The sequence below is a fragment of the Achromobacter sp. 10T422 genome, assembly GCF_056394065.1.
The window spans coordinates 34,615-48,960 of record NZ_JBFTHD010000008.1 but is presented as its reverse complement, the minus strand read 5'-3'; the positions used below and the strand labels follow the sequence as shown (position 1 = coordinate 48,960).

Here is a 14,346-nt window from a genome sequence, read left to right as displayed (position 1 = left end):
GGTGGCCGTGGCATCTGTGTTTCCCCCCCCCCTTCTGACTTGCCGCTTTCGCGCCGCCGGCTGATTTCCGCCGCGATTGCGCTCGCGTCTCCCTGTTCCCGAATCGACTATGAAACTGCTACTTCAGCCTTTCCTGCGCTTGGGCGCGAAAAAGAACGATGCGCTGCTGTTTTGCAACCTGGGCATCATCTTGCTGTGCTTCGCCATGCCCACGGGTGATCACCCCATCACCTCGGCCGCGCCGGGCGTGTGGGTGGATCTTGGCATTCTGGCTTGTCTGGCGCTGGTGTTCGTCATGTCGGGCCAATCGCGGCTGCGTCTTCGCGCCTTGGCGTGGCTGGTCGGCTTTTGGATTGTGGCGGCCGTGGTGGTGATCACCGCGCGCACCTGGACGCCGATGTTCGCACCGGTATGGGGTGGCGTGCTGGCCTATTGCTGTGTGGCGCGGTGGCGTTTTGAAGCGGCGCGATCGGCGCGCCGCAAGCGTGTTTTGAAGCAGGCGGTGGCAGCGGCGGATGCTGCCGCGCAGTCGCCCGCAGCCTGTCAGAAAGACACCGCGCGTGACCGCGAAGTGATGCTACAAATGATGCACGACCTGCGCAGCCCTTTGTCGACGGTGTTGGTGATGCTGGAAAAGCAAAGCGCGCAAAGCAATGACCCGCAGCAAGACGAGTTCGTGGACTCGGTGCGTGACCTGGTGCAGTACAGCTTGTCGGTGGCGCAAGACTGCATGTACGTGTCGCGCGCTGAACGCTTGGACAAGGCAAAATTTTTGCCCGTGTCGTTGCAAGATCTGGGGCGCGAAGCGGTGGATCAAACTGAACTTCGGGCCGAACGAAAGCGCATCGACATCCGTGTCCGCGAATGCTCGGAAACGATGTGGGTGGCGGGCGACTACTGCATGTTGTTGCGCGCGGTCGTGAATGTGCTGGATAACGCGATCAAGTATTCGGGCCCGTCTTCACGGATCACGTTGACGGTGCAGCGGCAAGGTGACATGGGCCGCATCTGCGTAGCGGATCAGGGCATCGGCATTCAGGACGTTGATGTGCCGAAGCTTTGCCAGGCGTTCTACCAGATTGAATCCGATGGACGGCGCGGCGACGGCGTAGGCCTTGGGCTGTCGCTCGTCATGGCGGTGGCCGATGCGCACAGTGGAAATCTGTCGGTCGAATCGCGGCCGGAAGCAGGCAGCATTTTTTCGCTGACATTTCCATTGATGCACAAAGAATCGAACGAAAAAAAATGTGCGGCAAGGCGCGAGAAATTCAGTGCAAGCCTGCATCCTGCCTCATGAAAAAGCGCCTTTACGGCGCTTTTTTTTAGACTGTGTTGAGAATGGTTTTGGTGATGAAAGCGGCGCGGAATAATGGCATCGCTTCGCGGGTTTCGTGCATTTTTCCGATGCCAGTCGCGTGCATAAACACATCCCAAAAATAAGGATATTTGATGAAGAAAACTTCCCTGCACGGCGCAGCCGGCAAGCTGGCATTGCCGGTTGCCGCCCTGACCCAGGCTGTGTTGATGGCCATGGCGCCGACCACGGTGTCGGCCCACGGTTCGATGATCGATCCTCCCAGCCGTGAATACGGTTGCAACACGCACGACACGCCTTGGAACAGCCCCAAGCATTCGGGTTGCGGCAAGATCGCCAATCTGGCGGGCAGTTGGCAGTCCAACGCCATTCTCGGTGTGAAGAGCAACCACAAAGACCACATCCGCGACGGTCTGCTGTGCGCCGGTGGCAAGGAAAGCTGGAAGGAACTGGACGCCAACCACGAATGGCCCACCACGGTTGTCACGCCTGACGCCAACGGCAATGTGCAGTTCAAGTACATGCAGACCGCAGCTCACGTCAGCACGTACTTCAAGACCTACATCAGCAAGGACAGCTACGATCCCAAGCGCGGCCTGCGTTGGGACGATCTGGAACTGATTGGCGACACCGGCTTCCTGCCGCGTCCGGCCAACAACTCGATCACCCCGCTCGACGTCAAGATCCCCGCCCACTTCACTGGCAAGCGCGTGATCTACAGCGTGTGGCAACGTGACCCCAGCGACAACGCTGAAGGTTTCTACGCTTGCTCGAACGTGGAAGTGATGCCCGCCAACGTGCAATGGCAAGCCAGCGGCGCGCTGCAAGGCGGCCAGGTGGATACCGGTTCGAAGATGACCCTGCGTGTGTTCGATCTGAGCCGCACGGGCGATCTGGAAAGCCATTCGATCATGGTCAAGGCCGGTGAAGAAAAGGCTGCCCAGTGGATGTACGCGCTGGCCAAGGAAGTCAACAGCAAGTCGTCCGTGATCCGGGTTGGCAAGATGGGGACGAACGGCCAGGTCGCGCCGCAGCAAAGCGACACCGAAAACCAGGTCTATGGCCTGAACAAGAAGGTGGGTTTTGCGATTGACCAGAAGGCTCCCGAGCCGGTCGATCCCCCGCCCGTCGTCATCAACCCGCCCAAGGCTGAACTGACTGGCCCGGCAACGGCCAAGGCTGGCGAGCGCGTTTCGCTGTCGGCCAAGGGTTCGAACAACGGTGGCGGCAAGCTGACGTACCAATGGACCGCTCCGGCTGGCATCACCGCTTCGGCGCTGAACCAGGCTGACCTGAGCTTCACCGCTCCGGCCCAGGCGCAAGACAAGTCCTACTCGTTCACCGTCAAGGTCACGAACGAAAAGGGTTCGTCGAGCAAGTCGCATTCCGTGCTGGTCAAGAAGCAGGAACAAACCGGCGGCGGCACTGGCGGCGGCACTGACGGTGGCAACACCGGCGGTGGCACCGATGGCGGCAACACCGGCGGCGCCGGCACGTACCCGGCCTACAAGGAAGGCACGACGTACGCCGCGGGCGACAAGGTCTCGAACGGTGGCAAGAACTACCAGTGCAAGATCTGGCCCTACACCGCATGGTGCAGCACCTCGCCGTTCCACTACGCGCCCGGCAAGGGCCTGAACTGGGACCAGGCTTGGGACCTGATCAAGTAATTCTGCTTGATCGCAAGTCATAGCGGTTATCGAAAATCGTAAAAAAGCCGTGGGTAATAAGGCGGCGCCAAGCAGTAATTCATCCCTCGCACGAAAGTGCGGGGGATTTTTTTTGGGAGTGCTTCAAGCGATTCAAACAGGGCGATGCAAGTGTGGTTAAAGCGCTTTGAGAAAGCATTCAACAACTTTGAGTGCGAGTCAGCTTGCGGCCGAGAATGGTCTCACTGCGCGGAACAGGCTCGTTCATGCAGTGATTCTTCAACTCTCTTCTTATAAATAGATACCAATGAGATCTTTCAAACTTACGTTGCTCGGTGGCGTGGTACTGGCTGCAATGTCCGGTACGGCTTTGGCGCACGGCACCATGTCTTTTCCGAAGGCGCGCGTTCTGCACTGCTACGCGGGTAGTCAGAGCGAAGGCTGCCAAGCCTACAAGGCGCAAGGCGGCAGTGTGTACGACTGGCGCGAGATCTGGCAGAAGCCGGGTGGCGAAGCCACGTTCCCGACCACGCCGGGGGATCGGCTGTGCGACGGCGGCACCAAGGCTTCGCATCGCGGCCTGAACGCACTGGCCCAATGGCCCGTGACGACGCTCAAGCCGGACGCCAATGGCAAGGTCACGCTGAAGTGGAACCACACCGTGGCTCACCGCACGAAGTCGATTCAGTTCTTCGTGACGAAGATGCCGTACGACTCCACCAAGCCGCTGCAATTCTCAGACCTGGAAAAGTTCTGCGAACAGCGCGACTTCACGCCGGCGATCGCGGGCGAAAACCGTGAGCAGGAATACAGCTGCACGTTGCCCCCGGGCAAGACGGGCCGCCACCTGATCGTTAGCGTGTGGAACACGAACCACGTGGGCGACGGCGTTACCTCGGGTGAGTCCTATCGCGCGTGCGGCGACGTGAACATCGAAGGCACAGCCAACATCAACCTGCCGACCGACATCGGCGCGCTGTACAAGATCGGCCAACCCGTGGCGGGCGATTCGCTGGTGTGGCGCCTGGCTGACCCCAAGCGCAATGGCGAATACCTGGAACAGTTGCGCGTGCCGCTGGACGCGAACGCCATCCAGGGTGAGCGCTGGACGAAGGCCTTGGGCGATGCGGTCAACAGCACGTCACAACGCGTTCGTGTTGGCCTGCTGGGCGCTGACGGCAAGACCGTGACCGCCACTGAAGGTCTGGACAAGTCGCACGTCTACTCGATCGACGGCAACAAGTACCACTTCGCCGTGACCAAGGAATCGGCGCAGGTTGAGCCGCCGCCTCCCGAAGTGATCGCGCCGCAATCGGCCATCGCTGGCCCCGCCATTGCGCAGGCCGACCAGAAGGTGCAGTTGTCCGGCGCGGCGTCGACGGGCAGCGACCTGAAGTTCTCGTGGACCGTTCCGGCCGGCATCAGCGCCGCCGTGAAGAACCAGCCCACGCTGAGCTTTGTCGCCCCGACGCTGACGAAGGACCAGCAGTACTCCTTCAAGCTGACGACCAGCAACAGCAAGGGCGCCTCTGACGCTACCCACGTGGTCACGGTCAAGGCCAAGCCGGTCGTGGATGGTGGCAACAACGGTGGTAACGAAGGCGGCAACAACGGCGGCAACGACGGCGTCACTGATGGTTCCGTGCAGGCCTACAAGGCTGGCACCGCCTACAAGCCGCTGGAGCGCGTGACGAACCTGGGCAAGGTCTACGAGTGCAAGCCGTGGCCCTACACCAACTGGTGCGGCCAGTCGCCGTTCCACTACGAGCCCGGCAAGGGCCTGTACTGGAGCCAGGCCTGGAACCTGATCAAGTAAATCACGGGCGTTGAAGGGAACCGTTGCGCATTGCGCAGCGGTTCCTGATTGACGCGAGCCCCCTTTCGATTCAGGAGGGGGCTTTTTCTTATCGCGCCTTTTTATCTGGCGGTTAGCCGGATCGCGGAAGACTTATGAAAAAGACTATGCACTTGTCACTGCTCGCGCTGTTGTTTAGCGCGGGCTTCACCCCGGTTACGCACGCCGCGCAAGGCGACGAACCCCGTCCCATTTTTGTTCGACTGAAGGCGGAAGCGCCAGACCCGGCGCTGCGACGCGCGGCGAGCCCCGAGAGTCAGCAGGCCATGGACGACCTCAAGCGCCTGACGCCCGCCATGCATCCCTTGGTAGCGCTGTCGCCGATGACGCGCAGCGTGGAAGACGTCGAGGCGCTGGAACGCCATAACCTGCTGCGCTATTACCAGATTCCTGCTGAAGCCTTGCAAGGCGTTGACGCCGAGGCCCTGGTCGCGCAGCTGCTGTCCAATCCGCTGGTCGAGAGCGCGCAAATCGAGCCCGTTCCGGTGCCAATCGCGCAAGATGCGCAATTTGGGGCTGAACCCGCCAGCAGCATCTCGGGCATTCCCGACTACACCGATTGTACGGGCGCCTATTTGTCTCGTTGCCAAGCCCACATGGGGCCGCCTGGACAGTCGGCGGTTTGGAAGCTGGGCGGCGTCAATGCGTTTGAAGCCCAGCGCATGACAGGCCACTACGGCGATAACGTTCGCCTGTTCTCGAACGAAATCGACCATTGGGACTTTGATCACATCGACCTGCCCAAACCCTTCATGGTGCATAACCTCGGCTCGGGAGTGACCGGGTCTCACGACACCATGTCAGCCGGGATCATGTTCGGCCAGAGCAACGGCTTTGGTGTCACTGGAATTGTGCCGAATGCGCAGGCGGGCTACACGAAATACAGCGTTGCGGGAATGATCGACTTGCGCCACGTGCTGCGCGCCGGAGACGTGCTGCAGATTGGCGTGCACTACGGCTGGGGTAATGGCTGCGGTCCCAACATCACTTGCTACCTGCCGGTCGAGAACGTTGACGCCGTCTTTGATGCGATCTCGTATCTGGTGAAGGAAAAGGGCGTGCACGTTATCCTGGCGGCCGCGAATGGCAACGCCAACCTGGATGACCCGTGGTTCAAGGGGCGATATGACCGCCGGGTGCGGGATTCCGGTTCGATTTATGTCGGAGCGGCCAATCCGGGCACCGGAGCTCGCGCGGGATTTTCTGAGTACGGTAGCCGGGTCGACGTGTTCAGTTGGGGCGGGCAGGTGACCACCACGACGTGGGCGGACGGTAAGCACGATTTGTACACGTTAAAGTACTCCGGCACATCGTCTGCCAACCCCATCATTGCGGGTAGCGTGGCGTGGTTGCAGAGCCTGGCTCGCGAACGCGGCCTGGGCAACATTCCCCCCAAGACCATGCGCCAGATTCTGGTGGACAGCGGCAACCCGTTGCCCGTCGTGGACCCGGTCAGAAACATCGGCGTGCAACCGGACCTGATGCGTGCGGCAGAACTGCTGGGCGGCGACGCCATGGGTGGGGAACCTCCGCAAGCCTACTTGACCGGACCCGCCACCGCACAGGCAGGTGACAAGGTTGTCTTGTCAGCAGCCAAGTCCAGCGGCAAGGAACTGTCGTATGCGTGGAGCAGCCAGCCGGCGCTGACGTTCGTCAAGCAAGGCGCCGAAGCCAGCTTCGTCGCCCCGGAAAGCACGCAGGACGTCTCCTATCGCATCTCGGTGAAGGTGACCGACGCGCAAGGCCGCACCGCGACCACGCATCATGGCGTTCAGGTCAAGGCGAAGGCCGCGGTCGGCGTGTGCGCGAAGGCGCCTGCGTGGGAGGCAAAGAAGATCTACAACGTCCCGAACGAAGCCGTTTCCTACAAGGGCAAGCTGTATCACCAGAACTACTGGAACGTGGATGCAGCGCCGGATGTGAACTCGGCGCCGTGGGGCAAGCCCTGGAAGTCGCCGGAAGATTGCGATGTGACGCCTGCACCGATTCCGCTGCCTGTTGCCAAGATCAGCGGGCCGGTCGAAGCGAAGGCAATGGAACGCGTGGTCATGTCTGGCAGTGGTTCGACGGGCCAAGGCCTGAAGTTCGCCTGGACCAGCGTGGACGGCATGCCGATTGAAGCGTCGGGCAACACGGCGTCCTTCACCGCGCCGCCTCTCGGTGAAGATCGGACTTTCTCGTTCAAGCTTGCCGTGACGGACGAGCGTGGCCGGACGGCGACGGCCAGCCACGTTGTGAAGGTCAAGGCCAAGGTGCAGATTCCTGAAGTGATCGCGCCCCAAGCCAAGCTGAGCGGCCCGGCCAAGGTCGGCGCGGGTGATCGCGTGACGTTGTCGGGCAAGGCGTCGGTCGGTACCGATTTGCGCTACCGCTGGACGGTTCCCGCCGGCATTTCGGCCAGTGCCTTGGATAAGGCGGAGCTGTCCTTCGTGGCACCCACCCCGACCAAGGATACGTCGTACCGCTTCACGTTGACGGTCAGTAATGCTCGTGGTGAGGCGCAGGCCAGCCATAGCGTGACCGTGGCGGGCAAGCCCGTGGTGGGCGGCGTGCCGCAGTACCAGGTTGGCACGACCTACAAGGCGGGCGATAAGGTCCAGAATGGCGGCAAGACCTACGAGTGCAAGCTCTGGCCGTATGAAGGCTGGTGCAGCGCCTCGCCGTCGCACTACGCGCCGGGGACGGGTTCGCACTGGCGTGACGCCTGGATTCTGCGCTAAGCGTCAGAAGGCTATCGTCTGATGTTCCAGCCCCTGCCGGGTTCTCCCGGCAGGGGCTTTTTCATGGGTGCGCGGGTGGGGGATTATGGGTTGGGGATTACGGGTTGGGGATTACGGGTTGGGGATTGCGGGGTGGGAATTATTCGCGCATTTCGCAGATGACCCGGTGCGTGCGCAACACCTGCTTGGCGTCCAGATAGCAGAGCATCACATCGTTTTCCAGGCAGGCCAGCGTGGCGGCGCTAGCCAGCTCCGGCGGCAAGTGGGAAAGGTCAAACGCAATGCGTTCGTCGGGTCCGGCCTCGCGGCGGATTTGTTCGAGGATGTGGCCTAGCCGTGTGTATTGCTGATGGATGTCGGGGGTGTCCGGCAGAGCGCGCGCGCGCAGCCGAATGCCGATCGCCGCGCAGGGCGCCTCAAGCGGTGTGAGTTCGTTGGGCTGCAGATATAGGGCGTGCAGCGTATGCAAGGGCGGGCGCCCGATCATCGGCAGCGCATCCAGCAGTGCCTGGCCGCCTGTGGCGCGCGTCACCAGATGCGCCATGGCAGGCGCCGCGACGGGCTGGCTCAAGCGATATAGATGGCGGCGCTTGAAGTGGTGCACGGCCAGCGTGGACGTGGCGAACATCAGGAACAACGCGGCCAGCAGCGGCACAAGCCAGATCATCAGGCTGGGGTGGTCGGTGAACGGATGCTGGTAGTTCTCGACGGCCTGCGGGTACAGGTATCGCAGCAGCGGCTTGAACATCAACCCTTCGTTCAATGCATCCGTCACCCAGCTGATCAGTACGACGGAGCTGATGGCGTAGCCCGCGGTTTTCAAGCGGTGCAGCAACACGGACCGGCTGATGCTTATCATGGGGCAGGCTAATTGGCGGCAATGGCGTCGACAATCGGTTCGTGGTTTTCCTGGCGCTCCAGGAACTTGCTGGCCATTTCGGTATAGAAGGCCTCGAACAGCACGGCGATATTGACGAAGTGCTCGCGGATACGCCGTCTGTCCGCTTCGGTGTTGGCAAAGGTCGACAACACGCTCCAGACGAAATCGATGTGCTCGTCGGCGATGTCGTGGCTGACGTGGGCGGATTGGCCCCTTGCTGCGCCATCGCCAAAGTTACGTTCGATATTGCTGATCCACTTCGGCTGTGTCTTGTTCGCCAGCGATTCGATCAGGTAAGCGCTGCACAGCGAGGCCAGCGGGCGGCCTTCATGCTCCAGTCCGTAATAGAAATACCCTTGGAGCAGCTTCGTCGACAGCAGCGGGTCGGTGGAATAGATCTCTTCCTTGGTCACCCCGATGCGTTCCAGGTCGTTGGCGAACAGGCTGTCGTGAAGCATTTCGTCTTCGGTGTATCCCGCCCATTTCTTGGCCAGCACCGGATCGGTCTTCGTGAAGTAGTGGACCGTCAGGGCGTCAATCACGCGCTTCATGCGCAGGCGCAGGATGATCTCGATGACATGCCGTTTGTAGTATTCCGGGTCAATGGCGTTGCTGGTGAGCAGATGATCGGCGCCCTTGACCGTCTGGTAGAAGCGCGTCAGCCGGCGTTCAAGCAAGGCATCGATTTCGGCGCGGAAGTCGGGGGTCGAAACAGGAACAGGGAGCGTCATCATGGGAAGTCGCCTGAAGAGGGGGGTGCGCAAGGACTCAAATGTCCAGAGTAGGTGCGGCGCCCGCATTCGAACAGATGACCTTTCTGATGTTGCTGCGCAAACTGTTATGGGCGTTTGACCATACAGTTTGGGGTATGCTCGGCCGAGCCGCTCTGGTGCAGCGTTCAACACGTGTAGGCGAGGGAGGTTCGACGCGCAGCGTATGTTCACACTCGATAGACAGGGACGAGGCACGCTCGTCGATCAGATTTATGAGGGCGTGCAAGGGCTGATCCATGCCGGCCACTGGCCCGTGGGCGCAAGGCTTCCGTCAGTGCGGCGATTGGCCAGCGATCTTGATGTCAGTATCTTCACCGTGTCATCGGCCTATTCGCGGCTGGTCTCGGATGGTGTGCTGTTTTCGCGCGTGGGCGCCGGTTTTTTCGTGGCGCTGCCCAAGCCGGAAATCCTGAACGCGGAACACCAGGGCGCCGTGCAGCGGCCCGACTGCGCGGCAAATGTTGTGTTGAACGCGGTTGATCTCGGCAGATATGCCGTGCCTGCGGGGTCTGGATTCCTGCCGGAAGATTGGCTGGAAGACGCCATTCCGCCGGCGGTGGTTGGCCGCTTGATGCGCCAGGAAGTGTCCATTTCGACACCGGTCTCAGTGATGGGCTTGCCGCTGTTGCGTGAGCAGATCGCATCACGCCTGGCCGACATCAGGATCAATGCTCAGCCCACGCAGATTGTGACGACCTGCGGCGCAACGCATGCGTTTTCACTGGTCAGCGGGATGCTGCTGGGGCCGGGCGACACCGTGGTGGTCGAAGAGCCGGGCTACATGATGCATAAGGCGCAGCTCGTGAAAACGGGAGCGGCCATCGTGTCGGTGCCGCGCATGGCCGACGGGCCGGATCTGGACATGCTGGAAGCGGTGGCCAAACAGTACCGCCCCAAGGCGTTCGTGATTCAGCCCGTATTGCACAACCCGACGGGCCTCACACTGTCGCCCGCGTGCGCGTATCGCCTGCTGATGCTTGCCGAACGCTATGGCTTTTATGTCATCGAAGACGACGTATTTGGCAGCCTGTGCACCGAACGCAATCTGCGCCTGAGTTCGCTGGATGGCTTGAGCCGCGTCTTCTACATCAGCAGCTTCACCAAAGTGCTGAGCCCCGCCTTGCGCGTCGGTTTCGTCGCGTGTCCGCCGGCATTCTGCGAACCCATCATCGAGGCGAAGATTCTGTCGGTGCAGCACAGTTCGTCATTGCAAGAAACAATCGTGGCGCATGTGTTGCGCTCGGGACGCTATCAGGCGCATCTGAGCGCCTTGCGCGGGCGCATTCTGAAGGCGCATTCGGCTGCGCGATTGGCCTTGTCCGAGGTGGGGGTGGCATTCGACGGGCCGCCCAACGATGGGCTGTTTCTTTGGGGAAGGCTGGGCGCGCAGGTCGATATCGACGGGCTTATTGATGCCGCATTTCGCGATGGGATCTTTCTGCTGAGAGGGACGCTGTTTTCGGTCCGAGGCGATTTCGAGCGGCATATGCGCTTCAATATCGGCTATTCGAGCGACCCGCGTCTGTGCGCGTTGCTGGATCGCTTTCGTGTCGGCGTGGCCTCGGAGGCTATGCCCACGTATGCACGGGCACGAAAAAGACAGGCATGAAAAAAGGGCCCGTAGGCCCTTTTTAATGATTTGCAGAACTTCTGAAGAAACGCTGCAAATCTGAATTTGGAGCGGGAGACGAGTCTCGAACTCGCGACCTCAACCTTGGCAAGGTTGCGCTCTACCAACTGAGCTACTCCCGCATGGGTTCCGACTTAGCACTGCTCAGAACCTGTTTTCTTATTCACTCTGATCAACTTGGTTATCGATCAGAAGGCGCGCATCTTACATGATTTTTTTGAGTTTGTCATGAGCCTGATGTCTTTTTGCTTTTTTCGCCGAGATCTCTTTGCAGAGCGGCTGTTGAAAAAGGCAGTGAATTCAGACCCAAACACTCAATCAAGTAATATGAGCGAAGACAGAAACTATAGCACAACCCGTAGCACCCATGTCAAATCCTTCTGCTATCAACCCGGCGCCAAGCGCGCTGATTCCCATCACGCAAGACCTGAGCCGGCTCAATACGCTGGGGCTGGCCTCTCAAGCCCAGGCGTTCGTGTCGCTGGACGATGTGGCGCAATTGCCCGCCTTGTCGGCTTTGGCGCGCGAAGCAGAATCGTTGCTGGTGTTAGGCGGGGGCAGCAATGTGGTGCTGCCCGAGCGAGTGCCGGGTCTGGTGGCCAAGGTTGCGTTCAAGGGCGTGCGTTTGCTGGAATCCCGGCCGGATGCCTGGATCATCGAGGCCGCTGGGGGCGAGAGCTGGCATGGCTTCGTCGAAACCTGCGTGAACAACGGATGGGATGGCCTGGAAAATCTGGCGCTGATTCCCGGTACCGTAGGTGCGGCCCCAGTGCAGAACATCGGCGCCTATGGCGTGGAGTTCGAAGAACGCTTTCACAGCCTCACGGCGTGGGATGTGCCGGCCGCAAGCCTGGTCGAGATGAGCGCGGCCGATTGCCGTTTTTCCTACCGTGACAGCGCTTTCAAGCACGATGCGCCCGGGCGCTGGATCATCGTCAGTGTGCGGTTCGCGCTGCCGCGCCCGTGGCAGCCGGTATTGGGATATCCCGACCTGCAGCGCCATGCCGCGCTGGCCGAAGAGGCGCCCACCGCGCGTGGCATTTTCGACGCGGTCTGCGAGATTCGCCGCGCGAAACTGCCCGACCCCGCCGTGACCGGTAATGCCGGCAGCTTCTTCAAGAACCCCATCGTTGCAGCCAATGTGCGCGATGGCTTGGCGGAGCGCTTTCCGGGGCTGGTCTCGTATGCGCAGCCCGACGGCCGCTACAAGCTGGCGGCAGGCTGGCTGATCGATCAGTGCGGCTGGAAGGGGCAAGCGCTGGGTGCGGCCGGTGTGCATGACCGGCAAGCGCTGGTGCTGGTAAACCGCGGCGGCGCCACGGCGGCCGACATCATGGGCCTGGCCCACGCCATCCAGGCGGCGGTGCAGGCGCGTTACGGCGTCAATCTGGAACCCGAACCCGTCGTGGTGTGAACGGCGCCTGGCAGACGAAAAAAAGGACCCTCAGGGGTCCTTTTTGATGGGCGCGAGCCAGAGCCAGAGCCAGAGCCAGAGCCAGAGTCCGAGCCAGAGTCCGAGCCAGAGCCAGAGCCAGATCCAGGCTTAGAGCCCCAGCACCGACTGCATGTCGTACAGGCCGTTGTGCTTGTCTTCCAGGAATCGCGTGGCGCGCAGCGCGCCTTCCGCGTAGGTCGCGCGGCTGCCCGAGCGGTGCGTGATTTCGATGCGTTCGCCGATGCCGCAGAACGACACCGTGTGATCGCCCACGATATCGCCGCCGCGCAGCACCGAGAAGCCGATGGTGCCGGGCTTGCGCACGCCGGTGTCGCCGTGGCGGCTCCAGGTGGCGACATCAGGCAGCGCCACATCCCAGGCCGACGCAATGGTTTCGCCCATCTTCAAGGCCGTGCCAGAGGGCGCATCAACCTTGTTGCGGTGGTGCGCTTCAAACACTTCGACGTCGTAGCCGGAATTCAGGATACGGGCGGCCATGTCCAGCAACTTCAGCGTGGCGTTCACGCCCACGCTCATGTTGGGCGCGAACACGATGGCGATCTTTTGCGCGGCGACTTCAATCGCGGCGCGGCCGTTGTCGTCGAACCCAGTCGTGCCGATGACGGCGCGCGTGCCGTGCTTGACGCAAGCTTGCAGGTGTTCCAGCGTGCCTTCGGGGCGCGTGAAGTCGATCAGGCAATCAGCGTTGGCCAGGGCGTCGAGATCATCGGTGATGAGGACGCCCGTCTGTTTGCCCAACGGTGCGCCGGCATCCTGGCCCAGGGCGGTTGAACCCTTGCGGTCCAGCGCAACCGTCAGTTGCAGGTCGGTGGACTTGAGGATGGCGTCGATCAGCATTTGGCCCATACGGCCGCTGGCGCCGGCAATTGCAATACGCATGAAAAAAATCCTTGGGGTTACCGGAGCGGCTCGGGCGCGTTGCCGGGCTGGCCGGGGTACTGGTTCAGCGGGCTGACGGGGGCGGCGGAGTCACGCTTTTGCAGCGCTTCGTCTTCCTTGATCCGCTCCATGTCCCGGTCCAGGCGCGTGTCGGCCTTTTCGTCCGCCGTGCTGCTGGGCGTATTCAGTTGATACGGCTGCAGGTCGGGTTGCTTGTCGCCTTCCCAGCGGGTCAGGCGGTCGTTCTCGAACCAGACGGTGAACTTGCGTTCACGGGCTTCGCCGTAGCCGGGCTTGTAGTAGTAGGGGTAGTCCCAGCGGTTGGCGTGCAGAACGCTGGTCAGCGTGGGGCTGCCCAATGCGAAGCGCACTTGCTCGCGCGTCATGCCCGGCTGCAACAGGGAGACTTGCTCCTGGGTGATCCAGTTGCCCTGCTGGACACCGGCTTTGTAGGGGAAGCCCCACTTGTCCCCCGAGCAACCGGCAAGGGCGACGGCCAGGGCGGCAACGGCCAATCCGGTCTTCAGTGAGCGGGAGGGAATTCGTGCAATCATGGACACTACGCGCCCCTATTATTTGGAAGCAGACAAAACCGTTATCATAAAGGTTTCATAAGGATAGTTCCGCGGGGCGGCATGAATTCAGGTGAGCCGGCTCGCGGCGCACCCCAATCCTTGCCCATGCCAACGCGGACGGAGAGCGATTACACCATGAGCGACCAAAGCGAACTGAAGAACATGGGTTTGAAGGCGACGTTTCCGCGCCTGAAAATTCTTGATATTTTCCGCAAATCCGACCAGCGGCACCTTAGCGCCGAAGACGTTTACCGCGCCCTGATTGGCGAAAACGTCGAAATTGGCCTGGCAACGGTCTATCGCGTGCTGACGCAGTTCGAACAAGCCGGCATTCTTGCCCGCAGCCAGTTCGACAGCGGCAAGGCCGTGTTCGAGCTCAACGACGGCGATCACCACGATCACCTGATTTGTACGAATTGCGGCACGGTGGTCGAGTTCTCAGACCCGGACATCGAAAAGCGCCAGCAGAAGATTGCCAAAGACAACGGCTTTGCGCTGGAAAGCCATGCCATGGTGCTTTACGGCATCTGCGGCAGCTGCATGAAAGGCCGCTAATCCGCTAGCGTCCGCCCCACGGTCCGTGGCCGCGCTCACTGCGGGCCAGTGAGATCAAA

The 14,346-nt window shown here is 61.3% G+C and carries 11 protein-coding genes and 1 tRNA gene; 7 read left to right on the top strand and 5 right to left on the bottom strand.

Features of this window, described 5'->3' with window-relative positions:
• Window positions 1-109 precede the first annotated feature (109 nt).
• From AC1DB0_RS21785 to AC1DB0_RS21770, 4 genes are all read left to right on the top strand, one after another.
• Complete coding sequence (locus AC1DB0_RS21785) at window positions 110-1,297, top strand: sensor histidine kinase (protein WP_476757773.1); 1,188 nt, start codon at window positions 110-112, stop codon at window positions 1,295-1,297.
• A 152-nt stretch (window positions 1,298-1,449) separates the two neighbouring features.
• Window positions 1,450-2,985, top strand: a complete 1,536-nt coding sequence (locus tag AC1DB0_RS21780) for a lytic polysaccharide monooxygenase (protein ID WP_476757772.1) — start codon at window positions 1,450-1,452, stop codon at window positions 2,983-2,985.
• 364 nt (window positions 2,986-3,349) lie between these two features.
• On the top strand, window positions 3,350-4,780 hold the full coding sequence (locus tag AC1DB0_RS21775; protein ID WP_175170845.1) for a lytic polysaccharide monooxygenase: 1,431 nt from the start codon (window positions 3,350-3,352) through the stop codon (window positions 4,778-4,780).
• A gap of 134 nt (window positions 4,781-4,914) precedes the next feature.
• Window positions 4,915-7,539, top strand: a complete 2,625-nt coding sequence (locus AC1DB0_RS21770) for a PKD domain-containing protein (RefSeq protein WP_476757771.1) — start codon at window positions 4,915-4,917, stop codon at window positions 7,537-7,539.
• Between the two features lie 139 nt (window positions 7,540-7,678).
• On the opposite strand, the gene AC1DB0_RS21765 is transcribed toward AC1DB0_RS21770, so the two are convergent.
• Together AC1DB0_RS21765 and AC1DB0_RS21760 are read right to left on the bottom strand one after the other, a co-directional pair.
• A complete protein-coding gene (locus tag AC1DB0_RS21765; protein ID WP_454668353.1) occupies window positions 7,679-8,398 on the bottom strand; it encodes a hypothetical protein in 720 nt (239 codons plus the stop codon).
• 8 nt (window positions 8,399-8,406) lie between these two features.
• Entirely contained in the window at window positions 8,407-9,153 is a 747-nt protein-coding gene (locus AC1DB0_RS21760) for an iron-containing redox enzyme family protein (protein WP_054424449.1), read from the bottom strand.
• Window positions 9,154-9,355: 202 nt separating this feature from the next.
• On the opposite strand from AC1DB0_RS21760, the gene AC1DB0_RS21755 reads away from it, so the two are divergent.
• Window positions 9,356-10,801: an aminotransferase-like domain-containing protein gene (locus tag AC1DB0_RS21755; protein WP_476757770.1), complete on the top strand. Its 1,446-nt coding sequence runs from the start codon at window positions 9,356-9,358 to the stop codon at window positions 10,799-10,801.
• A 67-nt stretch (window positions 10,802-10,868) separates the two neighbouring features.
• On the opposite strand, the gene AC1DB0_RS21750 is transcribed toward AC1DB0_RS21755, so the two are convergent.
• A tRNA-Gly gene (locus AC1DB0_RS21750) sits at window positions 10,869-10,944 on the bottom strand.
• A gap of 245 nt (window positions 10,945-11,189) precedes the next feature.
• On the opposite strand from AC1DB0_RS21750, the gene murB reads away from it, so the two are divergent.
• Window positions 11,190-12,236, top strand: a complete 1,047-nt coding sequence (murB, locus tag AC1DB0_RS21745; protein WP_346552156.1) for a UDP-N-acetylmuramate dehydrogenase — start codon at window positions 11,190-11,192, stop codon at window positions 12,234-12,236.
• Window positions 12,237-12,365: 129 nt separating this feature from the next.
• Here murB and dapB read toward each other — a convergent pair whose 3' ends face one another.
• Together dapB and AC1DB0_RS21735 are read right to left on the bottom strand one after the other, a co-directional pair.
• On the bottom strand, window positions 12,366-13,157 hold the full coding sequence (gene dapB / locus AC1DB0_RS21740; RefSeq protein ID WP_054424443.1) for a 4-hydroxy-tetrahydrodipicolinate reductase: 792 nt from the start codon (window positions 13,155-13,157) through the stop codon (window positions 12,366-12,368).
• Between the two features lie 17 nt (window positions 13,158-13,174).
• Window positions 13,175-13,711, bottom strand: coding sequence for an outer membrane protein assembly factor BamE (locus AC1DB0_RS21735; protein ID WP_054424441.1), 537 nt, complete (start codon window positions 13,709-13,711; stop codon window positions 13,175-13,177).
• A gap of 156 nt (window positions 13,712-13,867) precedes the next feature.
• Here AC1DB0_RS21735 and fur point away from each other — a divergent pair, with 156 nt between their 5' ends.
• Window positions 13,868-14,287 (top strand): ferric iron uptake transcriptional regulator, encoded by a 420-nt coding sequence (gene fur / locus AC1DB0_RS21730; protein ID WP_054424439.1) that lies wholly within the window; start codon window positions 13,868-13,870, stop codon window positions 14,285-14,287.
• The last annotated feature ends 59 nt before the right edge of the window (window positions 14,288-14,346 follow it).